The 26,305-nt window shown below is 37.0% G+C and carries 21 protein-coding genes, 1 tRNA gene and 1 pseudogene; 6 read left to right on the forward strand and 17 right to left on the reverse strand.

Annotated features, from left to right (window positions below; all coding sequences use genetic code 11):
* The first annotated feature begins 565 nt into the window (after positions 1-565).
* From AA650_RS17080 to AA650_RS17100, 5 genes are all read left to right on the forward strand, one after another.
* On the forward strand, positions 566-1,864 hold the full coding sequence (locus AA650_RS17080; protein WP_053539925.1) for an ABC exporter membrane fusion protein: 1,299 nt from the start codon (positions 566-568) through the stop codon (positions 1,862-1,864).
* 119 nt (positions 1,865-1,983) lie between these two features.
* Positions 1,984-3,165: an ABC transporter permease DevC gene (gene devC, locus AA650_RS17085; protein WP_335337387.1), complete on the forward strand. Its 1,182-nt coding sequence runs from the start codon at positions 1,984-1,986 to the stop codon at positions 3,163-3,165.
* Between the two features lie 26 nt (positions 3,166-3,191).
* The gene (locus AA650_RS17090; RefSeq protein ID WP_053539926.1) at positions 3,192-3,917 is read left to right on the forward strand and encodes an ATP-binding cassette domain-containing protein; all 726 of its coding nucleotides are present in this window, start codon (positions 3,192-3,194) and stop codon (positions 3,915-3,917) included.
* A gap of 271 nt (positions 3,918-4,188) precedes the next feature.
* Positions 4,189-4,947 carry a thioesterase II family protein gene (locus AA650_RS17095; protein ID WP_053539927.1) on the forward strand — a complete coding sequence of 253 codons (759 nt, stop codon included), beginning with the start codon at positions 4,189-4,191 and terminating at the stop codon, positions 4,945-4,947.
* A gap of 449 nt (positions 4,948-5,396) precedes the next feature.
* The gene (locus tag AA650_RS17100; protein WP_053539928.1) at positions 5,397-5,765 is read left to right on the forward strand and encodes a 2TM domain-containing protein; all 369 of its coding nucleotides are present in this window, start codon (positions 5,397-5,399) and stop codon (positions 5,763-5,765) included.
* Positions 5,766-5,942: 177 nt separating this feature from the next.
* Here AA650_RS17100 and AA650_RS17105 read toward each other — a convergent pair whose 3' ends face one another.
* The 15 genes and pseudogenes from AA650_RS17105 to AA650_RS17170 form a co-directional block, all read right to left on the reverse strand.
* The gene (locus AA650_RS17105) at positions 5,943-6,722 is read right to left on the reverse strand and encodes a DUF6444 domain-containing protein (protein ID WP_053539929.1); all 780 of its coding nucleotides are present in this window, start codon (positions 6,720-6,722) and stop codon (positions 5,943-5,945) included.
* A 117-nt stretch (positions 6,723-6,839) separates the two neighbouring features.
* Positions 6,840-7,985, reverse strand: coding sequence for a SpoIID/LytB domain-containing protein (locus tag AA650_RS17110; protein WP_053539930.1), 1,146 nt, complete (start codon positions 7,983-7,985; stop codon positions 6,840-6,842).
* Positions 7,986-8,109: 124 nt separating this feature from the next.
* Positions 8,110-10,320, reverse strand: coding sequence for a GumC family protein (locus tag AA650_RS17115; RefSeq protein ID WP_053539931.1), 2,211 nt, complete (start codon positions 10,318-10,320; stop codon positions 8,110-8,112).
* Positions 10,321-10,551: 231 nt separating this feature from the next.
* Positions 10,552-10,668 (reverse strand): annotated as a pseudogene (locus AA650_RS26805) (endonuclease V); the annotation flags it as partial.
* A 262-nt stretch (positions 10,669-10,930) separates the two neighbouring features.
* Positions 10,931-11,002, reverse strand: a tRNA-Gln gene (locus tag AA650_RS17120).
* Positions 11,003-11,142: 140 nt separating this feature from the next.
* Positions 11,143-11,955, reverse strand: coding sequence for a carbon-nitrogen hydrolase family protein (locus AA650_RS17125; protein WP_027404055.1), 813 nt, complete (start codon positions 11,953-11,955; stop codon positions 11,143-11,145).
* Positions 11,956-12,075: 120 nt separating this feature from the next.
* Positions 12,076-12,792, reverse strand: a complete 717-nt coding sequence (locus AA650_RS17130) for a hypothetical protein (RefSeq protein WP_053539932.1) — start codon at positions 12,790-12,792, stop codon at positions 12,076-12,078.
* Positions 12,793-12,916: 124 nt separating this feature from the next.
* Positions 12,917-13,570 (reverse strand): HAD-IA family hydrolase, encoded by a 654-nt coding sequence (locus AA650_RS17135; RefSeq protein WP_053539933.1) that lies wholly within the window; start codon positions 13,568-13,570, stop codon positions 12,917-12,919.
* Between the two features lie 118 nt (positions 13,571-13,688).
* Entirely contained in the window at positions 13,689-14,882 is a 1,194-nt protein-coding gene (locus AA650_RS17140; RefSeq protein ID WP_053539934.1) for an NAD(P)/FAD-dependent oxidoreductase, read from the reverse strand.
* 220 nt (positions 14,883-15,102) lie between these two features.
* Positions 15,103-16,233 (reverse strand): succinylglutamate desuccinylase/aspartoacylase domain-containing protein, encoded by a 1,131-nt coding sequence (locus AA650_RS17145; RefSeq protein ID WP_053539935.1) that lies wholly within the window; start codon positions 16,231-16,233, stop codon positions 15,103-15,105.
* Positions 16,234-16,677: 444 nt separating this feature from the next.
* Entirely contained in the window at positions 16,678-18,042 is a 1,365-nt protein-coding gene (gene gntT / locus AA650_RS17150; protein WP_053539936.1) for a guanitoxin biosynthesis MATE family efflux transporter GntT, read from the reverse strand.
* Positions 18,043-18,244: 202 nt separating this feature from the next.
* Positions 18,245-18,781 carry a class I SAM-dependent methyltransferase gene (locus AA650_RS17155; RefSeq protein ID WP_199924284.1) on the reverse strand — a complete coding sequence of 179 codons (537 nt, stop codon included), beginning with the start codon at positions 18,779-18,781 and terminating at the stop codon, positions 18,245-18,247.
* Between the two features lie 37 nt (positions 18,782-18,818).
* Complete coding sequence (locus tag AA650_RS17160; RefSeq protein WP_053539938.1) at positions 18,819-19,607, reverse strand: phytanoyl-CoA dioxygenase family protein; 789 nt, start codon at positions 19,605-19,607, stop codon at positions 18,819-18,821.
* Positions 19,608-19,657: 50 nt separating this feature from the next.
* Entirely contained in the window at positions 19,658-20,884 is a 1,227-nt protein-coding gene (locus AA650_RS17165; RefSeq protein ID WP_053539939.1) for a macrolide family glycosyltransferase, read from the reverse strand.
* A 19-nt stretch (positions 20,885-20,903) separates the two neighbouring features.
* Complete coding sequence (locus AA650_RS17170; protein WP_053539940.1) at positions 20,904-21,818, reverse strand: hypothetical protein; 915 nt, start codon at positions 21,816-21,818, stop codon at positions 20,904-20,906.
* 750 nt (positions 21,819-22,568) lie between these two features.
* Here AA650_RS17170 and AA650_RS17175 point away from each other — a divergent pair.
* Positions 22,569-23,267 carry a methyltransferase gene (locus tag AA650_RS17175; RefSeq protein WP_053539941.1) on the forward strand — a complete coding sequence of 233 codons (699 nt, stop codon included), beginning with the start codon at positions 22,569-22,571 and terminating at the stop codon, positions 23,265-23,267.
* Between the two features lie 280 nt (positions 23,268-23,547).
* On the opposite strand, the gene AA650_RS17180 is transcribed toward AA650_RS17175, so the two are convergent.
* Both AA650_RS17180 and AA650_RS17185 read right to left on the reverse strand, forming a co-directional pair.
* Positions 23,548-24,462, reverse strand: a complete 915-nt coding sequence (locus tag AA650_RS17180) for a hypothetical protein (RefSeq protein WP_053539942.1) — start codon at positions 24,460-24,462, stop codon at positions 23,548-23,550.
* A 388-nt stretch (positions 24,463-24,850) separates the two neighbouring features.
* A complete protein-coding gene (locus tag AA650_RS17185) occupies positions 24,851-26,299 on the reverse strand; it encodes a bifunctional orotidine-5'-phosphate decarboxylase/orotate phosphoribosyltransferase (protein ID WP_053539943.1) in 1,449 nt (482 codons plus the stop codon).
* Positions 26,300-26,305: the final 6 nt, after the last annotated feature.

The raw sequence follows: 26,305 nt of genomic DNA on the forward strand, positions 1-26,305 counted from the left end.
ATTATTTAACGCTAACTTACTTAGACGGTTCGAGCCTATTGACAACAATTTTTGTGTTTATAAAATAGAGATCCTAAGTTTATATGGTAAATAGAGTCTGAAACACTAATTATTTCCTTGATTTGATGAATTTAGCAGTGCAATTGGTTGATATACTTAAGTTGTGTAGTTTCCATCTGAATCACTAAAGTTCATGTATAGTCAATGTCTCAAATACCACTACTTTAGGATCACTACTTGTAACTGTAGGCTTAATACTACAAATATCTAGTGGTCTGTCAATTTTGTTTTTGTGTTTAATCGGTTCCCAAATCAAAGATTCCGAAAATTGGATACAGACAATTTTTTGCTTGACAGACCACTAGGACTTGCTGAGTAAACCAAAAACCTAGACATATCAAAAGTTTGAAGGTTTAAAAGGTGAATCAGGTGCAAGTAATAAGCGTTAAAACTATCAAAAAACTATCACTTTCCCAGATTCAAGACTATTCTTATCTTCTTCTAATTTTTACCCTGACAGACCACTAGTCCTAACGAAAAGACTTTTTCAGCAAACCATACCCAGATGAAAATTCAATACTTTTTAAAGTCTATACCTCCTACTATTAAGTTCAGCATACTGATTTTGATTGGTATTGCTGTTAGTTCGATTCCGATTGTAATGTTTTGGCAAACCAAGCCAAAACAAGAAGTTAGTAAGTCCCAAATATCAGTCCAAAAATTCCCAAAGTCTAACCCTGTTAGTACTCTGGGACGTATAGAACCTAAAAAAAGAATCATTCGGCTATTTGCTCCTACTGCAAATCAATTTCCACGGGTGGAAAAATTGATAATTAAGGAGGGAGATATAGTAAAAGTTGGGCAGGTTGTTGCAGTTCTAGACAACTATAAAGTTCGTCAAGCAGAATTAAATCAAGCTGAAAACCAGGTGAAGGTTACGACTGCTCGTCTTGCACAAATTAAAGCTGGAGCAAAAACGGGAGAAATTCAGTCGAGGCAGGCAGATATTGAACGTTTGAAAGCACAATCTCAAGGAGACAAGGCGGCTCAAACTGAAACAGTTGAGCGAATTGCAGCGCAATTACAAGGAGACAAAGAGGCTCAGGAAGCCACAATTAGGAGACTCAAAGCGGATTTTGAAAACGCTGAATCTGAGTATAAACGCAATGAGCAGCTATTTAAGGAGGGTGCTATTTCCCATTCTTTGTTTGACAGCAAGAGCTTGAGCTTGGAAACCACAAAACAGCAGCTAAGAGAAGCCCAAGCTGTATTGAATAGAATTAATACTACTGGTAATAAACAGCTAAGAGAAGCCCAAGCTGTATTGAATAGGATTAATACTACTGGTAATAAGCAACTTAGGGGAGCAAAAGCAACGCTCAATAGTGTTGCTGAAGTTCGTCCAGTAGATGTAGAAGTGGCACAAATGGAGGTATATGCAGCCATTGGTGCTGTCAAACTAGCAAAATCTCAATTAGAGTTAGCGTATGTACGCACCCCCGTTGCTGGACAGATTTTAAAAGTTAATACACAACCAGGCGAACTTGTTAGTGACACAGGCATTGCTGATATTGGTAACACTAATGAAATGTATGTAGTAGCCGAAGTTTATGAAACTGATATTAGACGGGTAAAAGTTGGACAAAGTGCAGAAATTACTAGTCCAGCTATAGACGGTAAGCTATTTGGTAAGGTTGAAGAGATTGGCTGGCAAATTGGGAAACGTAAATTTCTGGGCACAGATCCAGGGTTGGATGTAGATGCCAAGGTGATTGAAGTAAAAATTCGTTTAGAACCAGAGAATAGCAAGAAAGTTATCAAGTTATCCAACTTAGAAGTTAACGTTTTAATTCATCCAAAATAGTTATTAATCTTCTGTTCGATTCATCCTGTGGAAAAAGGATAGAGTAGAGAGAGATTACTTTAATATTTGATGTATAAAGAAATTCCACGACAATCTCTGGTATCCATCATTAGATAATTATGAAAATGAAGGGAAAAAATTTTTCTATAGCCTTATCACAATTGAAATATGAAAAAGTCAGACTTCTTGTAGCACTTTCTGGCATTATATTTGCAGTTGTCATGATGTTTATGCAACTAGGCTTTAGTGATGCTTTATTTGACAGCTCTGTACTTTTGCACAAAAGTATGCAAGCAGATGTTTTTCTTCTGCATAGCAAATCCAGTGCTTTGGTTGCTCTCAAGAGCTTTTCTAAATACTATTTATATCAACTTTTAGAATTTCCAGAAGTTAAATCAGTTAGCCCCATACACTTGGGATATGCCAACTGGAAAAATCCCTGGAACAATGATAATCGTTCCATTTTTGTACTTGGTATTGATCCTAGTAATAATGTACTGGATTTACCAGGTATTCAAGAAAATTTGACTAACATTACTTACCCGGACGGCGTTCTATTTGATATGTCCTCAAGACCAGAATTTGGAGCAGTTGTAACTAGTTTTAATGCTGGGGAAACAATTCTTTCTGAACTGCAAGGTTCTCTTCTGAAAGTTGAAAAAGTTGTGAAGGTTGTGGGTTTATTTAGGCTTGGAGCATCCTTTGCGGCTAATGGTCATTTATTAACTAGTAACAGTAATTTTGTCAACATTTTAACTAATAAGAGTGCAGCATCAATTGAAATTGGAACTATTCAGCTTAATCCTAATGCAAATCTAAAACAATCAATAAGCGAAATTAGATCAAGACTACCGAGTGATGTTTTAGCTTTCACCAAAGACGAATTCATAAATTTTGAAAAAGATTATTGGAAACGTAATACTGCCGTAGGTTTTATATTTTCACTCAGTACCATGATGGCATTTATTGTTGGTTCAGTAATTGTTTATCAAGTTCTTTACACGGATGTATCAGAACATCTACCTGGATATGCAATTTTAAAAGCAATGGGTTATACGGATATAAGCTTACTATGGATTATTATTCAGGAGTCTTTGATTTTATCAATTCTGGGTTATATTCCTGGTTTCTTAATCGCAATGATTAGTTATCAACAAACCAAATCTGCTACACTACTACCAATTGGTATGACTGTTGACAGAGGTATCACATTATTACTAGTGACTATACTAATGTGTCTAATTTCAGGTCTTATTGCTGTACGTAAATTGAGAGATGCCGATCCTGCCGATATTTTCTAATCCCATTTATTAAAGATTAAATAAATATGCTTTTGCAAGAACCAGTAGTATCGATTAAAAACCTTCAACATTATCTAGGAAAAGGTTCACTAAGAAAACGAGTATTATCGGATATAAATTTCGATATACATCGAGGAGAATTTATAATTCTAACTGGTCCTTCAGGTTCAGGAAAGACAACATTACTAACGCTAATTGGTGCTTTACGTACTATTCAAAGTGGTAGCCTTAAGGTTTTTGAACACGAATTATATCAAACTAGCAACTATCAATTAGTTAAAGTGCGACGAAAAATAGGCTACATTTTTCAGAGTAACAACCTTTTACCATTTTTAACTGCTGTTCAAAATGTACAAACATCTATTTTTTTGCACAAAGAAATTTCTAAAGCTGAAGCTTATGATAGGGCGGTTGATATCTTAGAATCTGTTGGTCTAGGCAAGCATTTAAACTCTTTCCCTCGTAATCTATCAGGAGGACAACAACAACGGGTTGCAATTGCCCGATCTTTAGCCGCTAGTCCTAAATTGATTTTGGCAGACGAACCAACGGCTGCATTGGATAAAAAAACTGGTCGTGATGTAATTGAGTTAATGCTAAGTTTAACCAAACAAATAAATTGTACAATTTTGCTAATAACTCACGATAGTCGAATTCTAGATGTGGCTGAACGAATTATTTATATGGAAGATGGTAATTTAATTAATACGAATGTTAGTCTTAATGAGAGTATTATCACTTTAAATGAATAAAAAGTCTTCTAATAAGTGTATACAAGGGTAACTGCTCAATAAATAGGGGCGGACTACTTATTCGGGAACGAATTTACGCTATTTGAGGCTTGTCATTGAACGATTCACCCCGGATTATTGAGCGGTTAAGTAGGTTAGCATTAAAGATTGTCGTTATGGCAAGGCAAGAGGCAAGAGTGAAGAGGGTTTGGGCGATTTTACTTTTCTTTACACAGATTGGTTTTATTGTGTTCACCTACTTACATACAAGTCATCTAATTTTTTGAGTATTATGATAAATTCACAAGAAACGAATAAATGGATTAGACATCGGAAAAATAACTTACAAGCGCGTATGCGTATTTTTTGCTTTCCTTACGCAGGTGGTAGCGCCCTAAGCTTTCGTACTTGGGCAGATAATTTACCACACTTTATTGAGGTTTTTCCTATTGAGATGCCAGGACGAGGAGTTCGTTTGAGTGAGCCTCCTTTTCATCAAATCTCACCACTTGTTGAGGAAATCTCTTATGCTATACATCCTTACTTAGATATCCCTTTTGCTTTCTTTGGTCATAGTCTAGGTGCCTTAATCAGCTTTGAACTAGCTCGTTTCGTTCGTAAGACCTATGCCCTAAATCCAGTTCACCTTTTTGTCTCCGGTCGTGGCGCACCTCAAGTAATAGAACACAATAAAATACATCATTTGTCTGATGCTGAGTTTTTGGAAGCACTGCGTAGATTCAATGGAACTCCGAAAAAAGTATTAGAATCTGCTGAATTGATGCAGTTGCTGCTCCCCACCCTACGAGCAGATTTGATGATCAATGAATCCTATACTTACACCGTAGAACCTCCGCTGGATTGTCCAATTACTGTTTTCGGAGGTTTACAAGATCCATTGGTCAATCGTGATGATATGGAAGCTTGGAAAGAGCATACACTAAGTTCTTTTTCACTCCATCTGCTTCCTGGTGATCACTTTTTTATTAATACTGCACAGTACTTTCTTCTGCAACTTATTAACAAAACTGTAACTGCCGGGGTGAAATGAGCATCCATTCCGAAACTTACGCTAAGGACTTGATGACTTGTTTTCAACATCCTGATTGACAGGAATAAAGAGGAGCATCCAGGCATTAGGTAAACTGGAGTACGGAAAATAGTACAGCTATAATGACAGAAATTCGTACTATTATTCTTCGGTTTCTAACAGATAAATGAGTAGCTTACATCTTGCACCTCTCCGTACAATTCCATATAAACTAAAAAGAAGTGCGATAAAGCTACCTTATTTTTATGGTCTTGGAACTGTAAATCAAGGGTTTTAGGATTATACTGTGTGATTAAATTGCATCATTTTTTGTTAGTGCAAGATGTGAGGCAGCCCTTCGCTTAAGCTACCCACTTTTGCAAATGCGGCATAAGTACATTGGTACTTCCCCAGCGACTATATGAAACCTAAGCTTTTTAACCTATTTTGTCCCCCGTCAGGGTATTTATATGACCTACCATTCAGAAGAAGTGCAACAGATTTTGAAGATAGCATTGACTCACAAGCAGGAGAGAGAATTTTCACGAGAACAGCTTATAGAGATAGCATCAGAATTAGATATCTCAACAGAAGCACTCCAATCTGCTGAACAAGAGTGGTCGATACAGCGAGCAGAAACGCAAAGGCAACATATGCTGAATACCCGCCAACGTCAAGAATTCAAATCTCACCTGACTAATTTTATTGCAGTCAATATTTTTTTAGTCTTGTTAAATTTGGTAATAAGCCCTTTATATTTTTGGGCAATTTTTCCACTACTAGGTTGGGGCTTGAGTTTGTTTTTTCATGGTTGGAAGGTTTATCGAAACCGTTCTTGATAGCCCTCTTGGGGTAAAGGTCCTGCGGACACGCTAAGTAGGTGAACAGAAAAATTTAAAGGTATGTGAAGAAAAGTAAAATCACTCAAAACTCTCTTCCTGTTCCCAGTTAAGAGTTCCCTGTTCCCTTGCCCCAACGACAATTTTTAACGCCCACCTACTTATCTGGAGTTTAGACTAAGACAGCCACAACCAGGCTTGACTATTTTTGCTGTTATATCCATCCGTGTTTTTTTGACTAAATCTGGTTTCATCTGCACCTACTACTGCCGCATTCTGGATGTAGGTTTTCGCCTCTTCTACCGCCTTTTCTACCGAGTTACTTGCTTCCATTCTCAGTTTGTTGATTGTTCCTAAACTGAGTCTGATGTCAAATATTTCCGCCATTGCTGTTTTCACCGTTCTCTGACTATGGCGATACAGTCCACTCAACACCGCAACAAGAGCTACAACTCTTGTTCCATAATGATTCGGATCTACTTCTTCTGGTAATTTTGCTCTTGTACTTTTACCACATTCTCCGCATTCGAGTTGATGTAACCGATGTTCTATGACGATGGGTTTGATGGGTGGTATTTCTACTTGCTGGTGTCTGTACGGGTTTGCATCTTCTCCTTCTAACTGCCCTCCACAGCTACTACAGGACTCTGGCTTATAATTTATTACCTCTTCACAATCAGATTCTGGATACAGAAACTTTGCAAATCCTTTGTGTCCTAGTTGTCCTCCTCTTTTTTTTCCACTCTTTTTCTTGACTGGTTTCTTTTGGGTGTTGAGCGGGTCTGCTGATGGTGGTGATGATGAATTTTTTGATGTTCTATTTAGTTTTTCTTCTAATTCTTGTATCCACTGCTCCATCTCCTCCATCCGTCCTTTGACACTGGTTGGAGTCTGTTCCCAATCCGTTTCCGGTATTTCCGTTTTATAGATGTGGCAGATGAGGCTGATTTTTTCCATGCCTTCTACTCTACCATGTCTTTCTACTTATTTTTTCTTGTATCCGAATTCATCCTGTGAACAGTTACCTTCCCTGTTCCCTATTCCCTGTTCCCTGTTCCCTGTTTCCTCAAAATACTACTTTGCTTGAATGGGTGTCAGGGCTACACCTTTGTAGTAGTATCCTAAAATTTGCAGGTGGTTTGCACCACGTTTTGCTAGTTCGTAAGCTCCCCACTGGCTCATTCCTAAACCGTGTCCAAAACCTAGTCCTTGGAGAACAAAACCGCCATTTACGTCTTTATTAACAATAAAACGGGTACTTTTAATTCTGAGTGCGGTTCTCACTTCTTCACCTTGGAGAATTTTAGTCCCTTTATCACCAATAATTTTTAGGGATTTGACACTTTTAAATGGTGAGAGAGTTTCGATGATCATGTCTTTGACATTACCGACACCGGAAATTCTGGTGCTAATTTCTCCGGGGGTAAAGGTTTTTACCCAGTTACATTCTTTGATATTTTGATCAAAGTCGGGAACAGCCCGCAGGTAAGGTTCTTTGCTAGTCCAAACATCTTCGACGTTTTCCGTGTGTCCACCGGAACAAGCGTGAAAGACGGAAAGAATGATTTGGTTGTTGTAGGTGAGGACTTTGCCGGCGGTGGTGTCTGCTGCGCTGTAGGTTTTGGGGGATTCACTACTGACACCTTTGTAAATTTGCCAACGGTCTGGACTATCTCCTAAGTCGTAAAGGGGATTTCTCCGTTGTCTTTCACGTTCATAGAGGGCATAGGTACGGGCTGCTATGGCTTGAGCTTTCAGGGCTTCCTGTGGCCAGCTAGTGTCCATTTCTCCACCAATGACGCTGTAGAGATATTCTTCTAAATCTACCCAGTTCACAGCGGTTAAACCATTGGCTGTGGGGACTACTAGGGTTCTACCACGAAACCAGCGATCGCCAATATAAACATATCCCTTCTTGGTGGGTTCTATCCAAAATAACCCGGATTGCCATCTATCTAAAGCTACTCCTCCAGGAACTGCTTGAGCCGCAAAGGCACTCATTCCCGGTAGTTCTCCAAGAGTCTTACCACTACTATCTTTCACAATAGCGGTTGTGGAAGCACCGACTTTTACCTGTTTGACTTCTCTTTCAATTGCCACACGCAGAATTACAGATGCTTGTGCAGGAGCAAGTAATACAAACCAGATCAGGATACCTATCCACCAATGTCTACCTTTAATCTCAGAAAACAAATTGCCTAATAAAAGTTGGAATTTCATGCTAATTGTTTGATCACAAGCGTCTACTATTCTAGTTCAGCAATTCTCTAAACAGACAGATTGAGAACTGGAAACTGGGTAATTTTCTTTCTTCTTTCTTCTTCTAAACTCCTGACTCCTCTTTTCAAGGTGTCAATATTTGGGGAGAATCATAAACTTCATTACCAACAATGCCAATTAAATTTAACTTGCTTAAAATTTCTGTAGCTTCCATCAATTTATGGGGAGTAACTTTACCAATCCGTCCTACCATAACAATCCCATTACATAAAGAAGCCACAATTCTGCCATCAACTGTATCTAAAACAGAGGGTGCATCTATTAAGACTAAATCATAGTTTAGTTCAAATAAATCCATTAATTCTTGCATTCGCTCGGAACTCAACAGATTTACCACATCCTCTGGTATGGGACCAGCAGTTAAAACATCAATAGCTGGGTGGATGGGCTGAATGTAAGTATTAAATGATGTATTGATATCATCAACCAGTAATAAGGATAAACCCCAATCATTGGTCAGCCCTAGAGTTTTATGTAAACTGGGAGAACGCAAATTAGCATCAATTATTAATACTCTTTGGTGCATTCGAGCCGCACTAGATCCTAACCCTAAAGCCAAAGTTGTTTTTCCTTCTCCTGGTAGTGCAGAAGTTAACATCAATGATTTTAAAGGTAGAGAATTATTTAACATCTGAATATTCTGGTAAATAATATCCAATGTTTTATGATTCGGCAAATTTTTGATAATTCCTGGATGAGAAATATCTACATTTTTAGATTTATCTCTAACTATAGATTTTAGTTGGTTTGTCCAACTATTTTGACGTTTTCCTAATCTTGGTACTGACCCCAATAACTGAATATTGGTCAAATTTTGTAAATCCTGAGTATAGAAAATTGCATTATTAAATTTTTCCCAAATTAAGGCTGCTGCTAAACCCAATATTGGCCCCATTAATATTCCTCCAAAAATTAGTAACCAGCGTAAATTACCTATATGTATTCCTAAAGCGGGTTCTTCTAAAATTTGCCAATTAAAACCTTCTTGAGCAATTTTGACACCTAATGAATTTTGCGCTTGCGTCAATTGTTGCAGTGTTTTGCGATAAATTTCTATATTGGCAACTAACCTCTTGTATTCTGTAATTAAACTTGGATATGTATTCAGTAAAGAACGAATTTCTTGTTCGGATTCTGCTAAATCACGATCATGAGCAATTAGTCCTAATGCGTTCATTTTTAATTGAGTTAAATCATTTTCTACCTTTGGAATGATTTGTTTTGATAATTTTGATTTACTATTGATAGTAATAGTTTTATTTTGTCCTTGTTGTTGTAATAGTGTACTGATAATTTGCTGTTTCTGCTTCAGTTGTTGGATGATAGGATGTTTTTCTGTATAAAGAAAACGAGCTTGCGTTAAGGCTTGTTCTGTTTGCTTAAATTCACTAATTAAGGCTTGATTTTGGCTAGATTCCGGGGAATCATTCATATTTATGTTATTTTGACTGGAAGACTCAATTGCTTGTTCTAGGCTGTTATGTCTAATTTGGACATCTTGCAGTTGAGCGCGAGTTGTTTGCCGCTGTTTTTGAATATCTGCTAAAGACTGTAATAAAATTTGACTTTGTAAAACTGGATCAATTAAACTATTTTGTTGACGAAATTTTTCTAATTTTTTCTCGGCTTTTAATACATCTTTTTGCAGTTGCGGTATATGGTTATTAACAAAAGCTAATGCTTGATTAATCCGCTGATTTTTTTGATCGGTATTATAGTCCTGATATACTTTCTCTAAAGCTTGTAATACTCTTTTTGTCCTGAGAGGATCTTTGTCTATAAAAGAGAGTAAAAATACTTGGGTAAAATTTTGATTAACTCCTGTATCTACTGGTAACTGAGTTAGTCCTAAAGATGAAACTTCATCAATTTTGCTGTTATTATAAATATCTTCTATGGTCATTTGTGGGTAATCAGCATGAAGTAAATTTACAGTTTTCTGTAGTAATTTACTACTCAGCATTAATTTAACTTGACTACTGTAGTCAATGGATGATAGCTGCGGTTTACGTAAGTCTTCTGTTATCTTTTCGATTTTACTATTTGGTAAAGATTTATCTGAATTATAACTTACCAATATTTGCATATAGCTTTGATAAGTTGGTTTAGTAGTGACAGCTATTAGACTTGTTACTGACATGACTGCGCAGGAAATCCCTAATATTAACCACCGATGATAAAGTGCAATTGGAACTATTTTTTTGATATCAATTACCCTATGTGTAGAGCTAGTAAGTAATTTTTTCAATGTTATCACATTTGTAGCCACAATCATATTCCTCTCAAATTGCAACAATATATCTGGAAGAAGATGATAATTAGAAAACTTTTAGAGATATTTGATACTCAGTGTTTTCTGGTTAATAATCAATACTTATTCTTCCTATGATTACAGATATACTTAACAGAAAGTATTCAGCAAGTAGTTCTTGGCTAATACCTTCAAGCAGGTATATGTCTAATCAGTGTGAGGAACATAAATTTTCTGCAAATATTGTGGAAATATTTATCTTGCAGAGGCTAATTTATCAGCAATGCGGGTAGTTTCTGGTAAGCGATATTTTGGTGTGCAGTGTAATACATATTCAATTGCTGTTGGTAAGCTAATCCGATGACCACTAGTAGTCTGTCAACCCGAAAATGACGGGTGAAGGCAAGCAGGGGGAGAAGAGAGGCAGAGGGGGCAGGGGAGGGAAGAACAGTCTCTGACTGGGAATGAGACGACTTGAGTTCTTTGCGGGATAGATGTTTTACGTTAAGTTGACACCAATAAGCTTTTGGTTTACCCCTACAAATCAAGGTTTTTTGTAATTTTATAAAAGTCCATGTTCCAACTGTTTTGAGTATAAAAAAAAGCAAGCTGTTAAAACTTGCTCTTTCTATAACTGGGGCGCTAGGATTCGAACCTAGGGATGGCGGGACCAAAACCCACTGCCTTACCACTTGGCTACGCCCCAACGAATTCACTATAGAGAATATAGCAGTTCTCTTCAGATAATGTCAAGTGTTTTGGGAAAAAAGATTTTGCTGACTTAGGAAATAGATCCCAAATAGATCCCCGACTTCTTGAAGAAGTCGGGGATCTGCCGGGGTGTGGTTAAAATACACGATGCTGTAGGGATGGCATTTGGCGACGAACTTGTTCTAGTCGGGTGGGTTTGATTTCGGCGATCGCCACTCCTGGTTTTTCCCCAGCGTCTGCTAAAATGACACCCCAAGGGTCAATAATCATGGCGTGTCCATGAGTTTGGCGACGGTCATAATTAGTACCAGTTTGGGCGGGAGCAATAACGTAACAGGTATTTTCTATCGCCCTAGATTGGAGTAATACTTGCCAATGGTCTTTACCAGTAAAAGCCGTAAAGGCTGCGGGAACAAATAGAATATCTGCGCCTTGATTGGATAGATGTCGGTACAGTTCGGGAAAGCGAACATCATAGCAAATAGAAAGGCCAATTTTCCCTAACTCCGGGGAAGCGTAAACGGGAGGTAATTCAAGTCCAGCCATGACGGTGCTGGATTCTTGATAGGTATTACCATCAGGGACATTGACATCAAATAAATGGACTTTTTGGTAACGGGCGAGTTCTTGACCGTTGGCATTTATCAGTAATGCTGTATTATAAACTTTACCACTACTATCTACAGGGATAGGGAAGCCGCCGCCGAGAATGGTAACTTGAAAGCGTTGTGCCATTTTTTGGAGAAATGTTTCCGTTGCTTGAGCGATCGCATTTCCTTGAGCTAGTTTATCCTTTTCTTCCCCCATAAAAGAGAAATTTTCTGGTAAACCCACCAACTCTGCACCTTGACGCACAGCCAAATCAATTAATTCTTCTGCTTGTGCCAAATTTTTTTGTAAATCAGGCACACTGGTCATTTGAATAGCGGCGGCTAAATAAGACTTCATAGATTCAAGAACAAACGGTAGATTGAGACAATTATAGATATCTAAATATATCCTCATATCATTCCATTTTAAACAAAAAGTAGGGGCGGGGTTTCCCCGGACAATTTCTCCCCCCAGAAATTAAAAGTCTCTCAAAAATCGTTTCTTCAAAGTCAAGGGGACATTTTTCGCCATTTCTAAACCTTCCACATTTTGCCAATTAGTTTTTTCATCCCAACGAATAGCGCCAAAGGTATTATCGCTAAATATAGCAGCAATTCGTTTTGCTAAAAGTCTGGCTGGATATTTACCCAAATAGTCAGATATCAACCTTGTGGATAATAATTGATTAAATGCTACTGCTAATTCAGATTCATAAAAACATTCAATGGTCTGGATAGCAGTTTGTTCATCTAATTCAATATTATTGATAGTTGCTAATATTTTTCCTAATTCTTCATTTTTATCGGGGTGATCATAGTTTAAAGAAGGGTATAAAGATAAAATATCCCGGATGCTTTCTAAATAGGCAACTTGACTAATAATAGATATGTAATCTGCTAAAGTAGGCGTTTCTTGAGAAAGATCACGATAAGATTTGAGAACAGCCACTCCCAGGGATAAGAATGATAATTCTCCAGTTATTATTGGGGTTAATGGTGAACACAATACATCTAATAAAGAAGATGAATTTTGCAGTAACAGTTGCAAAATTTCTAAATTAGCACCTTGTGATTGAATGGCTGTTGCTACTTCTAAAACTACTTCACCTGTTGCGGTGGTTGTATTAATACTTTCTGCTGTCACTGAGAAAGCTTGACGAAATTGATACCAAATATTTGATAGAGATTTTTTCATTACTCAAACTAGTTAAAAATATAATTTATAGGTTAACAGTAATCACTTGTAAATATAGCTATATATAAAATTTTTGCAAGAAAAATTTACACCACAAACCTATATTCACCGTATAATTACGGTATTAGACGGTGGGATTACGGTTAATCCAAACGCCTCTGATTCCTGCCGATTTAGCCCCATAATAATCATCTGTTATGCTGTCACCAATGTGCCATGCTTCTTCTGCTGAACATTTATGCTTGTTTAAAGCAATTTTAAATATTTCTGGATCTGGTTTAGCGGCACGAACTTGAGTGGAAATGGTGACAGAGGAAAAGTATTCTCTGAGTCTTAAACCTTGCAATACTAAATATAAACGAGAATCAAAATTAGATAATACTCCTAATTCAACTCCTAAGCGTCGCCAGTTCATTAACGCCAAAGTTACATCAGGATAAACATACCAAGGTTCAGGAGTTCCAAAGTGGATATAAAGTTCGGTAAAAAAAGCGGTAAAATCGGTAAATTCTTGGAGAACACCGGCACCTTCAAAGGTATTTAAGGCAATTATCCGCCACCAATCGTATTCACGCTGGGGAATATCTCTGATATCTGCATCAAGAAATATCGGTGGTGGTGAGGCTTTGAAGCTTTTGACAAAGTTTTGATCTAAAATTTGGGCGGAAACTTCTACACCAAATTCTTGGGCGATTTGTCGGTAAATTTCCCCAACACTACCTTTAATCCCAAACAATGTACCAACAGCATCTACAAAAATAACTTTAGGCTTTTTCATAAGAATTAATACTTTAGTCCGCAGCAGTCGCTAAATACATAGCCATAATATCTGAATTTGTCTAGTTTACCATTTCAGATCCCCGACTTCTTTGAGAAGTCGGGGATCTTTAATTTAATTACTTGGAAATGGCTTCTATTATGGGGCTAACTAACCAATTAAACCCGACTTTTAATTGATGATTTAATGTGGGTAAACGATACAGATACGCTAGACGACGGGCTAAGTATGCAAAAGAACCATCTAATTGCACACCTAACCCGGTGAGGGTGGCGTTATCTATTCCTAAAGCCATCATTTCTCCTAATGGTTGATAGCGGAAGGGGAGGAGGGGACGATTGGTAATAGTAGCCCAGATATTCCAAGCGGTATAATCGGCTTGTTGAAAGGCGACTTGGGCGGTGGCGGGGACTTGTTTTCCGTCTGCGTCGAGACAGTCGGCTAAGTCTCCTAAAGCAAAGATTTCGGGATGTTCTATGGCTTGTAATTGCGGTGTGGTGGTGATTTGTCCACGCTGATTTTGCTTGAGGGGTAAGGCTGTGACAACTGGAGAAACTTTTGTTCCCACTGTCCAAATGACTACATCTACGGGAATGGTATCTACTTGATTTTTATACTCCAGAGAGATGCTATTTTGATCAATTGCTGCTACTTTGGTTTCTAAGTCAATAAATACGCCTTTGCTATCTAAGGCTTTTTTGGCGGCTTCACGGTTAAATTCTGGGGAAGTGCGGAGAATTTGGTCGCTGAGTTCAATCAGGCGGAAACGTCCTTTTTCGCCGATTCTATCTGCTAGTTTACAGGCTAATTCTACGCCGCTGTAACCTGCACCAACTATGGCGACACGGATTTTTTCGGGCTTTGCTGCTTCGAGAATTCGCAGCCGTTCTTCTAATTTGTAGGCATCAGTAATAGTACGGAAAGGGTAAGCATGAGTGGCAGCACCGGGAACTAAATCTAGGGGTGTTTCGCCACCTAATGCTAAGACTAAGCGGTCATAATTTAGTTCTGATTTATCTTGTAATTGAACTGTTTGCTTGTTAATGTCTATTGTGGAAACAGCAGCTTGGTGGAACTGGATTCCTGTTCCTTGCAGTAGTTCTGAGTATGGTGGGGCGATTTCCCAGGTTTGGAGTTCTCTGGTGAGGAGTTCGTAAAGCAGGGGAGAAAAGACAAAGCGATCGCTCTGATCTACTAAAATAATCTCAGGTTTGGGTGTAGATTCCCAGGGTAATTGGCTTAAACGAAGCGCGGTGTAGAGTCCACCAAAGCCACCGCCTAGTATACAAATTTTTGTAGTTGCTTGAGTCATAATTTTTTTAGGCGCTAAATCCCAGTCAGATATTTATTTTAGTGTAATGTTTTATTACGGTTTCTTGCCATTAACCGACAATCCTGATATCTATCTTCATGCAAATCAAGACAAATGGTAATTTTATTTAAGAATCAAGATTTGAACGCAGATAAACGCAAATAAACGCAGATGAATTAATAGATTGAATAATTCTGTGTTAAATGTTTTCCATGACAAACTACATAGTCGCTAATACAAATTCTCCTTCGTTAACAGAGTTATTTATTGATGTATCATAAACCAAGCCTGTTTTCTCTGCATGAACATGAATAGTTATGGGTAATTCACCAATTTTATTGAATGTCAGAACTTGATATAGCAAATCTCCCTGATTTACTGAAGTACCTAATTCAGCTTTAGATAAAATCATTCCTCCTACGGGACTCCAATATTTTTTTAGTTGACTAAGTGAACGAAAGTTGGTTTGATGAGATATAGTTTTTGATTGGGTAAATTCCTGTATTGCTAAAATACCTTTTTGAGTTAAATAATTTTTAATTCCGCTCACTCCTTTAGTTACTGAATCTGGATTCATTTGCATTCCTGTTCCTAATTCTAAAGTCCATGCTTCTTTATCAAATATCATTTTTTGTCCGGTTAATTTTAATAAAGCATTCTCTAAAGCTAACCAGGGTTTTATGAATGATTCATCAAAAGCATCACCATCATATTCATCAAATAAAATGGCATAATTGAGGAGAAATAAATTGGCACTTTCTTCTCGATTTCGGAAATAATAAAGGTATTCTATTCCTTCTCCAGTGTGACTATGTAAATCAATGACGTAATCTGCATCGAAAGAAAGAGATTGCAGCTTGTAGCGATATTTATCAGTTAGTTGTACACTACTAGGGGCATTGATTTTATCTAAAAGACTATCGAAACTAGATTTAATTTTTTGGGAAAAGTTATATTTAATTGTACCTATATCTAAACCAATTTGAGAACGGGCAAATTCTTCTATGTCATCATGTTGTTTTTCATAATCCCAAAAAATTCTATTCCAATTTTGACTATCATAAATATTGAATCTACCCGTAGAAAAATTATGAGTTCGCTGGTTAACAGCTAAGGGATTACAAACAGGTACAAGCCAAACTTCTCCTATTATCTGAGTATTATTTAATGTCGTTAAGAAATCAATGATTTGGTAAATGACAGCATTACCAACAATTTCCGCACCGTGTAAGTTAGATTGGATATATACTTTTTTACCAGATTTAGCACCAATAAATTTATATACCTGGAGAGAAAGAAACTCCCCAGAAGCAAGTTGAAAAAGGGGAATAGTGGAAATAGTAGGAATCATCAATCAAATCCTGATCTTCGTAAAACTATTGAACAGTTTACTACTTAATTTTGATGATTGAATCGGTGTTATAGCGGTTATTGGTTGAGTGAAATACAAGAACCCCACCCCCAACCCCCTCCCCCTTCGGGTTCACCAGTCGCCTACGGTGGGAAACCCGCCTACAGCGCTGGTTCACCGCAAGCGAGGAGGGGGCTTAGAGGTTGTTTGAAAAGTATTAGATGAAACCAATAATTTCCAAGAACCTAACCCCCCAGCCCCCTTCCCTACCAGGGAAGGGGTGTTTCAAAGCCTCTCCCCGCGTCGGGGAGAGGTTTGGAGAGGGGTTTATTTATACATTAAAAACTTTTCAAACATCCTCTTATGACTGTATCTTATTCTATTATGTAAGTTAAGTTAATAATTACCCTCCTGCGAAGGTTTTCAAGTAATAGCAAAGTTATCTTAACTTTCAGTAGTTGTAGAGGAAACGATAGGAATTTTTATTTCACTTGTAAATGTATCTAATAGTTTAAATGAAAATACCACAATAGCCGTTATTGAAAATAATGTCATCGCTAACCATAAAAGATGGTTACTGTGAAAATACCAACTAGCTATAGCCATAGGTATGAAACCTCCACCAAAGGAAATGAGGGCAGAATTACGTAATGTTCGCCCTTCGGTTAAACCTCCGAAGAATCCTTCCAAGATTACGGTAACTGCAAACAACCCCTGGAATGGTAACAACCATCTGACATAGTCAGAAATGTTTTCAGTTACTTCAGTGTGGTTGGTTAATAGTCCAAATATAGTTTCTGGAAAAAGAATATATAAAATAGCAATGGGAATTGAAAGCAATAAGCTAGTGAGTAAACTAACAATTAGTAATGGTTGTAACTGCTGTAATGTACCTTGTCCCTTAAAGTTTCCTGTGAGGCTTTGGGTGGCAAATCCTACTCCTTGAACAACAAACATATTCAAAGCTGCTGCTTGAATAAGAACAGTATTTTCCGCTAATATCTCTGTTCCCATTGCCGAACTGAGTTCAGTAAAAATGGCAAAGGTAGAGACTACTGCCAAACTTCTTATTAACATATCTCTATTTAGTTTGAAGGTAGCTTTAATAGCTGACCAATTCAAGACTTTTGGGATTACACCTGATAGAATTGACCAATCAATGTGGAAGCAAACTATAATTAAACCTATAAATAATGCTACATACTGGCTAATAGCTGTAGTTAAACCAGCCCCTGTGCTAGCCCAACCCCAGCGAATAATAAATAAGTAGTCCAGCACTACATTAGTCAGGCTTTCTATTACAGATATCAGCACCACAAAAATATTAAGTTCTCGGCCAAAAAACCAACCAACTAGGACAAAGTTGAGTAAAACCGCAGGTGCGCCCCAAATACGAGCCTGAAAATAGTCAAGACCGGCATCTTTTACCTCTGTTGCACCGACTAAAAAGGTAAACCCTACTGTTTGTAAAGGGTACTGAAGAATCAGGATGAGTATACCTATCCCGAAGGCAATCAGACCATTTCGGAGTAATACTAATAGTATGGCTTCTGGATCATCTGTTCCTACAGCTTGTGCCGTCATACCATTGCTAGAAGAACGTAAAAAATTCAAAACTCGATACAAGTAGCTAAAAAGAATTGTGGCTAAAGAAACTCCTGCTAGGTAACGGATATCAGGTAAATGTCCCAAGTAGGCTAGGTCTATTAAACCCGACAATGGCACAACAATACTAGAGAGAATATTTGTAAATGCCAGTCGGTAAAAGCGAGATAGGAAGTTATATTCTTCAGGGATTGTAAAATTCATCGTTCTGAATTGTTAATTTCTTGGCAATATTTTCAGTAAATTCTGGCGTTGATGAAACCAGGTATGAATTTAGGTGTAGAGACGTTCCATGGAACGTCTCTACAAGGGTTTTGAAATCATCAAAAATCATTTTCATACCTCAAATCAGCAACGCCTAAATTCTTATCTATCTAGCAACTGCTATATTGACCCTAGCTTGATGTTATAAATGCGCCAATGCCCAGACGTGGTAGAGAAATTCTGGTTCGTTATCTAGGGAATGAGAAACAGGATCATATTCGACCCATTGAGAGAAATTAGCAATGATGCATTGGCGATTTCCCCAAGAACCAGTTTGAATGTTATTTAGAGGAAATCCGCATTCATGGAGAAAGTGTTTGAGTCCAGTTTCTGTCCAGCGTGTGCAATCTATTGGGTAATTATGAAGTTTCACCAAAAAAGGGACAGAGATGAGAAAATACCCTCCTGGGTGAAGCATAGAAATAGTATTGCGACCGGCTCGATAGGGATATAATAAATGCTCAAAAACTTGTTCTGCGATAATTAAATCAAACTTTCTTGGTAGGGGTGCAGAACAAATATCATATTCTGGATAGTTGATATTTTCATACTCTTGAAACCCAAAAGTTTCCCAAGTCTTGCCTGAAACTTCTAATACTCGCCATTTTGAAAACGGCAAATTCTCTAGTAGCTTCGCCGTTTCCCGGTTCATTACAACTCGACTCCAAGTGATCCCCATAATTGTATTTCTTGTATAAATTCTTGATAATTTAATTTTATTTTTGAGTAAATATGCGATCAAGTTCGTCCTCACTCAGAGCTATTAATGGCGTGAGATCGGGATTTGATAAAAAAGCTGGTCTTTCTTTGTTGGGAAGGGCGCTGTTTTCAATACTGCTATAGGTGATGACAAAGTTTCGGCGGTCCCAGGGAGAAATGTTGGCAACAGAACCATGTAATGTATCATAGTGTACGAACAAAACCGACCCCGCGAGACCTTTTGGTGCGACTATTCCTTGCACAGATGCAAATTTGGCAATTGTTTCTGGAGCGATCGCTAATGATGAATTAGTAGTCGAAGCAGAATTTGCCGCTTCGAGTATTCCCTGTTGATGAGAACCAGGTATGTAATATACTGGTCCATTAAATTCATTGACTTCATCTAAGAAAAGGATGGCATTTCCTCCTTGTGGTGAGGGAATTCGTTCGTAATATTGTGCAAATGCAGAGTCTTGATGCCATCCCCACATTCCTCCGGTAAAAGCTGGTTTCATGACGATTTTGCTGCGAAAAACGTACAATTCACTGGCAAAAAGTTGTTGTGCAACTGCCAATAGACGAGGGTGACGGACTAAATCTCGGAAAATTCTGTTATTGAGATGAACTCCATAGAGAGTGCGTAAGGTTTTTTGATCATCTTCCAAAACACGACCAACTGCTTCATCGTCCATGACATTGGGAATTTGATCACAAATTACTGATATTTCCTCACGGCTAAAACACTCTGGAATGAACAAAAATCCTTGTTCTTCATAACTTTTTAGTGCTTCTGTTGTCAGTTTCATTTTGCTCTTAATTAGAATTTACTGAGTTAATGCAGATAATAAAATTTGTGCTATTGCAAAACATGAGAAATGCTATTCCTCTGTTTAAATTCTAAAATTTTATCTACTGCTTTTTGAGTGCCACCTGATGTTATCAAAGAATCACTTAATAGATCAATGTTACTACGAATTTTTTCATCTTTGATAATCTGTTCAACAAGCGATCGCAATTTCAATGGAGCAATATTTTTCTGTTTTACCCATACTCCGATATTTAATTCTTCTACACGATTAGCTACTAAGTATTGATCGCCTCCTTGGGGAAATACAACCAGTGGTACTTTGTGAATTAATGCCTCCCAAGTGCTATTAGTTCCCCCATGAGTAATAAAAACACTAGCTTGTTGAAGCACTTGCATTTGAGGTACATAGTTGCTGACAATAAAATTAGGGGGAATTTTTCCCAATTCAGCAATATCTATAAATTTCCCCACAGACATTACCACCGTATACTCACTATTTGCAAAAGCTTGTAAACATTGTTGATAAAAAAAGGTTTTAGAATTATATGATGTCACTGATCCTAGTGAAATATAAATAATTGGTTTTTCTGCACTCTTTAGTAAAGGAAATTGAGAATCAACTGCTCTCTCACTGTAGCAAGGTCCTGTAAAAATATAACTGGCATCAAAATATGAACGCTGGATCTGAAACATTTCCGATGTATAAACAATATTTAAATCTCCTCGCAAATTCATAGAATTTGGTTGTAGTTGAAATACATCTTTTTTGCTAATCGCCTTTAGTGTATATTTTTGGGTTAATTGCTGCCAAAGTCGTTGATGTCGGTAAAATCTTTGTAAATGTTTAACAATATCATTAATCGGGTAGGCTGCTAATAACAATGGTAACGGGGGCAAAAAATGAGGTGGTAGAAGAAAATTTGTATGGAAGCAAACGCTGGATATATTCAGTAAATCCGCACAGATAGCAGCCCATAAGCATTTAGCATGAAAAACAATTAATTTGGGGCGGTTGATTTTTAAATTTTCTAATAAAATTGGTACAGCATCTAAGCAATATTCTATCAACCGCGATTGCAGTGTTGGATCTGAATCTTGTGGTTTCATGCTAGGCAGTGGTTGAAATCTAGCACCTGCTGATTCAATTTTATCTCGAAATTCATCGAAGTAATAATAATCTATTTTTTCTCCTCTATCAGCGAGTTCTTGAATTAAACCTAGAGTTGTATCAATCCGGGTATAACTAGGAAGATCAAAGAAAGCAATATCTGCCATAATAGTAAATCCTCAGTAATTAAACCCACTTCAAAGCCTGAGAAATAAAGTCAATATGGGGAGCTTTTTGTGCCATTCCTATCCCTACATGAGTTCCATATATACCTTCGTTAACAACTGAATTTATTGACCAATCAATTGTTTCCTCAATCTTTTTATTAGCACCAAAGGCTATTTCTGTGAGATTTAAACCTCTTTCTAAGTTGTAAGTCATATCTAATAATACAGCAGTCTCATCTTTACCATCTATGATCAGATGAGTTATGGCATTATCTTCTATTTCTAGATATTTTTCTTGACTTAATTTCACCCTATCTGTAATATATTGCAAAGGCTGGCAATTATAATCTTTTGTTTCTTGAGTTGTAGTTTGGGTTAATATGCCATCAAAATAGAAAGTTCCATCTACAGAAAAGCTGGATTTATTTGCTTTTGTATTCACTACTGAACTTTCCCAGAACTCAGCCACAGAGTAAAACCATCCTGACTCCAGTTCCACATCAGCATTAGCTATTTCTATATTCTCACCTAAAGAGCATTTGAGCTTGCTTCCTCTTGAGTCTGATAAATATAGCTCACTTTCACTTTCAGCTATTTTATCATATAAAATATCTCTAATTGCTAATGCTTGTTCAATATCACCTGATAATAGCTGATTAAAAGAATATTCAATTACAGGTAACCTCCCATCAAATTTTACTGCTGGTAAATGTACTATGGTACTTTGAGAATCATGCCAGAGTTGTTTAAGTTTGTAATAGTAGCTATAATCTGAAAAGATTAAAAAGGCTGTTTGTTTACTCTTAAAGTCATAATCATCAAAAAAAATAGTTTTATATCCTTGCTCCTGAGAGTAAGCATGAATTTCATTACTATCAACAATAATTGGCATCTCTCTTTGAAGAAAAGCTTGATAAAACTCTAAGATGTGCATATTTATTTAACGAATTACAAAACTTTATTGTCTTCAAGATATCTTAATTAAGTGTGAAAAAATTAACAATTTTGGACAACAATTATGAGAATTGTTGTCCAACTGCTTAGACTAGTCTTAGAACCTGTAAATACTTACATTACTAAGTAATGTTCAGCAAATCCTTACCAGTAAATATTACCCAGATTGCTGCGGGTTTCTTTGTTAACTTGTTCAAGTTTACGTTTTTGTGTTTTCTTAGCGTTCATTTTAGTTTCTCCTGAAAATTTGCAATTTTAGCTACTAATTTGCGAGTTGTTTTTTAACTCGTTGATATCACTGTATCAGCATCAATTTGATTTAACAAGATCAATTTCCAAAATGTTTACATTTTTTAATAATTAAAGATGGATCAGGTAATTAAGGTTTAATTTGCAGTTTTTAAGTCAAAAAAACCCTTTATATTACAGTCCGCTTGCACAATACAACTATGCCAATGAATATACCTTGTATTATCCCATTATTCTAACTAGCTCTGCATTTTTGTGACTAACATTCAGCCTATAAGCATTGAATTTTATGGTTTATTTATCAATTATCTTCACTGTTTGGGTATGACTATTACTGGTGAATTATTAATAGAATAGGCTGATGACAAAAAGCGTATTAATCATAATATAAATATCCGGTTTTATTCGTGAAATTACTTGGATATGATCAACTCGTAGCCTGCTATCCTAGCAAAGTACCTTTATTAATGTGAGAATACCAATGGCGGATTTAAAAATAACGGCTGGAGAAAACTACAATGATTATGTGGGACCAGCAAAAGAGTACGATTTCATGGGAGCGTCTCAATTTCGGTTGCTTTGTACACTAGGTCTCCGATCTCAGCATAAATTGCTCGATTTTGGCTGTGGTTCGCTCCGTGCAGGTCGGCTTTTTCTACCTTACCTTGATGAAGGTTGTTATTACGGAGTAGAACCCAACAAGTGGTTAATCGAGGATGCTATAAAGTTCCAAGTTGGAGAGGATCTCCTTCGCATTAAAAAACCGTGTTTTAGTTATAACGATAAGTTCTCTTTAGCTGAATTTGAAACCGATTTTGATTTTATCCTCGCACAGTCCGTATTAACTCATACTAGGACTAATTTAGTAGATCTTTGTTTTCAGAACTTTGCTAAACATTTGAAACCTGATGGTCTTATCGTTGCTACTTTTATGGAGGGAGATACCGACATGGAGGGAGATGGTTGGGAATACCCTTTGTGTGTAACAATTCGACCAGCCACAATTAAAAAGTTAGCACAAGATGCCGGACTGGTAGGAATCTCAATCCCCTGGTTTCGTCCCAGACAAACTTGGTATGTTTTTGCGAAAAACCAAGACCGTCTTCCAACTCAGGCTATGTTTCCTTATCTTCATGGTGTTGTCCTATTCGATCCAATGTTTGAGAGATCAAAAGCATAAAAATTGACACAACTTTTACTGGATCTGGGTTTCTGGCTTTATTTTCCAATCCGATAGATGTAATCATTGCTTTAAACTAAAACTATTGTATGGCAAGGGTTACATCATTTCATTTAGGGAAAGTGACAGAAGAGGAGTTATTTGACAGGTTATATAGGATGGCAATTTATAGCGGTATGCACTTGAATGAGATACATCATAAGTCCCCTCCTCGCTTGCGGGGAGGGGGTTGGGGGTGGGGTTCTTGTATTTCACTCAACCAAGAACCGCTATATCGGCATTAAATAATCTTGATGCTTTGAGAAATAAAATCAATATAAGGAGACTTCTGTGCCATACCTATGCCTATGTGCGTTCCATATACTCCTTGATTCATAATGGAGTTTATCTGCCAATTCAGATTTTTTTCAATATTTTTGTTACAGCCAAATCCTATCTCAGTAAAACTCAAGTTACGTTCTAAACCATAATCCATTTCCAGTAATATGGAAGTTTCATCCCTACCATCCAAAATGAGATGAGTTATAGTATTATCTTTGATATGAATATATTTTTCTTGACTTGAATTGACCTTCTCAAGTAAATATGTTAAAGCATCCTGGTGACGTTCTCTCACTTCTGGGTTTGCACAAGCGTGAATTATGCCATCAAAAAAGAAAGTTCCATCTAGTGAAAAACTTGATTTATCACTTTTAATATTGACTATTCCGCTTTCTAGCATTTCCGAAATTGAGTAAAACCATCCTGGTTCTAAATCATCTTGAGTATTTATAACTTCTAAACTTTCTGACAATAAGCACGTTAATTTAGTCCCTCTATGATCAGATAAATATAATTCATCTTCCACTTCAGCAATTTGCTCATAAGTTTTAGCTCTTAACTCTAATACTTCTGTTAAATTACAAGAGAGAAGTTGCTCGAATGAATAAGCGATAATTTGAGGATTTATATCATATCTAACTGCTAGTAGGTGGATAATCGTACTTTTGGAGGTACGAGATAGTTGCATAAGTCGATCATGATAACTATAATCTGAAATTACAGCAAATGCTAATTGTTGACTAGCAAAATCGTAATCATCAAATAAAATAGTTTGATATCCTTGCTCCTGAAAATAATAATCAAGATCAGTGCTATCAACAAGGATAGGAATTTTTTTATTAACTAAGGAATGATGAAAACGTATGGCATTCATTGAGAAATTTGTTCCTGTTTTGATTGGTGATAAAAATTACTAAGCTTTATTTTTAAACATCCAGAGTTTCAGAGGGTGTTTGAAAAGTTTTGAATGTATAGACTGACCCCTCTCCAAACCTCTCCCCTGCAAGGGGAGAGGCTTTAAAACCCCCATTCCCTTGCAGGGAAGGGGGGTAGGGGGGTTAGGTTTTTGGAGATTACCGGTTTGATATAATACTTTTCAAACAACCTCTCAGATAACCGACTGCTTAGAGAAGTCGGGTGTTTTGTTGTTGGGAAATTATTGAAGATTCCCATATCTAACCATTCTAACTACAGTTTACCACAAAATCCTAATTATTGAATTAGTTTTGTATCACTATCTTGAAAATAAATATCTAAAATGTCTAATTTATTTCAGATAAGGTTTTAAATTGTTCCTCACTAATACGTCCTGCTGCATATAAAGTTTCTGTAATTTCAGAAATTGTTAAAACTGCGTGTGCTTGATAACCATTTTCTCGCAATCTGTCTTTTACACCTTGCTCATGGTCCATAAATACTACAATATCATTGACATTTAATCCTGCATATTTTAACTTTTCTGCTCCTTCCATTACGCTTTTACCACTGATCAAAATATCATCAACAACGACAACAACTTCTCCAGGATTAAAATTACCTTCTATTACCTTGCGGGTTCCGTGTGCTTTTACTTCTTTGCGGGGAAAAATCATCGGGGAATTTAGATGTAATGATAATCCAGTAGCAGTAGGTAAAGAACCATAAGGAATACCGGCTATTCTATCATAAGTTAGGTCTTTAAGAATCTCTGCATAAGCAATTACTATCTGATGAAATATTTGGGGATTAGAAATGATTTTGCGGAGGTCTATATAATAGGGAAAGGTAGCACCAGAAGCTTGGACAAATTCACCAAACATGATACAACCAATGTCATAAAGTTGTAGAATTAAATCTAAAAGCGGGTGTTTATTTAACAAACAAACATCAGGAAACCAGACGGAACAAGTGGAGTTTTCTTGGGAAATTTCAGTTCTGAGATGATTAATTTCCGCCCTTAAAGATTGCAGTTGTGTAGATAGATTTTCACTTCCTAACATATCTTGAGAAACGGGAAGAAGTAACCCATCACCATTATAATTTAATCCCGCTGATAGCAAATTTTTAAGATTACCACCTTCAGACCAAATGCTGCGGGCTAAAATTACTCTTTCTGGTGCTTCTTTGCGAATTTTCGCTAAAATATCTGGTTGAATAGTTCCTACTTCTAAACCCAGTTGTTCAGGTGTTCCCCAATTTTTTGCTTCTTTAACTACTTGTAAATAAAAAGGGGATTCCGCTGTAGGGTATTGCTGCAAAATTACTGCACCTGGATTAGAAGTTGTACACAAAATAAAAACGGCTTTATCGGGATAAACTAAAAAGGGGGCTACGTGATCTTGTCCTGCATAAGGACTCAATGTAATCGCATCAATCTGCCATTCTTCAAAAACAGTTTTAGCGAAAATTGTGCTAGTATTAAGATCGCTATGTTTAGCATCTAATATAATCGGAATGTGGGCAGGAATAGCTTTTAAAGTTTTTTCTAATAATTCCCATCCTGGAATACCTAAAGCTGCGTAAAATCCCAGAGTTGGTTTATAGGCACATACTAAATCACTGGTTTGGGAAATAGTAAATTCTAACCAATTCCACAGACCATCAATCATACTTTTGGGATGTGATTTCTGGCAATATCGCTCAGGGAGCATTTCTGGATTAGGATCTAGTCCTACAAATAGTAAACTCTGATTTTGAGCGATCGCCCCATTCAATTTATCGTAAAATTTCATAAGTTA

Origin of the sequence: Anabaena sp. WA102, from assembly GCF_001277295.1 — a bacterium.
Classification (GTDB): Bacteria; Cyanobacteriota; Cyanobacteriia; order Cyanobacteriales; family Nostocaceae; genus Dolichospermum; species Dolichospermum heterosporum.

What these genes read in the sequence shown, in the direction of transcription:
- AA650_RS17100 (WP_053539928.1), top strand. Translation starts at nt 5,397, where the DNA reads ATGACCTACCATTCAGAAGAAGTGCAACAGATTTTGAAGATAGCATTG.
- AA650_RS17090 (WP_053539926.1), top strand. Translation starts at nt 3,192, where the DNA reads ATGCTTTTGCAAGAACCAGTAGTATCGATTAAAAACCTTCAACATTAT.
- AA650_RS17080 (WP_053539925.1), top strand. Translation starts at nt 566, where the DNA reads ATGAAAATTCAATACTTTTTAAAGTCTATACCTCCTACTATTAAGTTC.
- devC (WP_335337387.1), top strand. Translation starts at nt 1,984, where the DNA reads ATGAAAATGAAGGGAAAAAATTTTTCTATAGCCTTATCACAATTGAAA.
- AA650_RS17105 (WP_053539929.1), bottom strand. Translation starts at nt 6,722, where the DNA reads ATGGAAAAAATCAGCCTCATCTGCCACATCTATAAAACGGAAATACCG.
- AA650_RS17165 (WP_053539939.1), bottom strand. Translation starts at nt 20,884, where the DNA reads ATGGCAGATATTGCTTTCTTTGATCTTCCTAGTTATACCCGGATTGAT.
- AA650_RS17155 (WP_199924284.1), bottom strand. Translation starts at nt 18,781, where the DNA reads ATGGGGATCACTTGGAGTCGAGTTGTAATGAACCGGGAAACGGCGAAG.
- AA650_RS17110 (WP_053539930.1), bottom strand. Translation starts at nt 7,985, where the DNA reads ATGAAATTCCAACTTTTATTAGGCAATTTGTTTTCTGAGATTAAAGGT.
- AA650_RS17180 (WP_053539942.1), bottom strand. Translation starts at nt 24,462, where the DNA reads ATGAATGCCATACGTTTTCATCATTCCTTAGTTAATAAAAAAATTCCT.
- AA650_RS17140 (WP_053539934.1), bottom strand. Translation starts at nt 14,882, where the DNA reads ATGACTCAAGCAACTACAAAAATTTGTATACTAGGCGGTGGCTTTGGT.
- AA650_RS17185 (WP_053539943.1), bottom strand. Translation starts at nt 26,299, where the DNA reads ATGAAATTTTACGATAAATTGAATGGGGCGATCGCTCAAAATCAGAGT.
- AA650_RS17135 (WP_053539933.1), bottom strand. Translation starts at nt 13,570, where the DNA reads ATGAAAAAGCCTAAAGTTATTTTTGTAGATGCTGTTGGTACATTGTTT.
- AA650_RS17175 (WP_053539941.1), top strand. Translation starts at nt 22,569, where the DNA reads ATGGCGGATTTAAAAATAACGGCTGGAGAAAACTACAATGATTATGTG.
- AA650_RS17160 (WP_053539938.1), bottom strand. Translation starts at nt 19,607, where the DNA reads ATGAAACTGACAACAGAAGCACTAAAAAGTTATGAAGAACAAGGATTT.
- AA650_RS17125 (WP_027404055.1), bottom strand. Translation starts at nt 11,955, where the DNA reads ATGAAGTCTTATTTAGCCGCCGCTATTCAAATGACCAGTGTGCCTGAT.
- AA650_RS17145 (WP_053539935.1), bottom strand. Translation starts at nt 16,233, where the DNA reads ATGATTCCTACTATTTCCACTATTCCCCTTTTTCAACTTGCTTCTGGG.
- AA650_RS17095 (WP_053539927.1), top strand. Translation starts at nt 4,189, where the DNA reads ATGATAAATTCACAAGAAACGAATAAATGGATTAGACATCGGAAAAAT.
- gntT (WP_053539936.1), bottom strand. Translation starts at nt 18,042, where the DNA reads ATGAATTTTACAATCCCTGAAGAATATAACTTCCTATCTCGCTTTTAC.
- AA650_RS17130 (WP_053539932.1), bottom strand. Translation starts at nt 12,792, where the DNA reads ATGAAAAAATCTCTATCAAATATTTGGTATCAATTTCGTCAAGCTTTC.
- AA650_RS17170 (WP_053539940.1), bottom strand. Translation starts at nt 21,818, where the DNA reads ATGCACATCTTAGAGTTTTATCAAGCTTTTCTTCAAAGAGAGATGCCA.
- AA650_RS17115 (WP_053539931.1), bottom strand. Translation starts at nt 10,320, where the DNA reads ATGATTGTGGCTACAAATGTGATAACATTGAAAAAATTACTTACTAGC.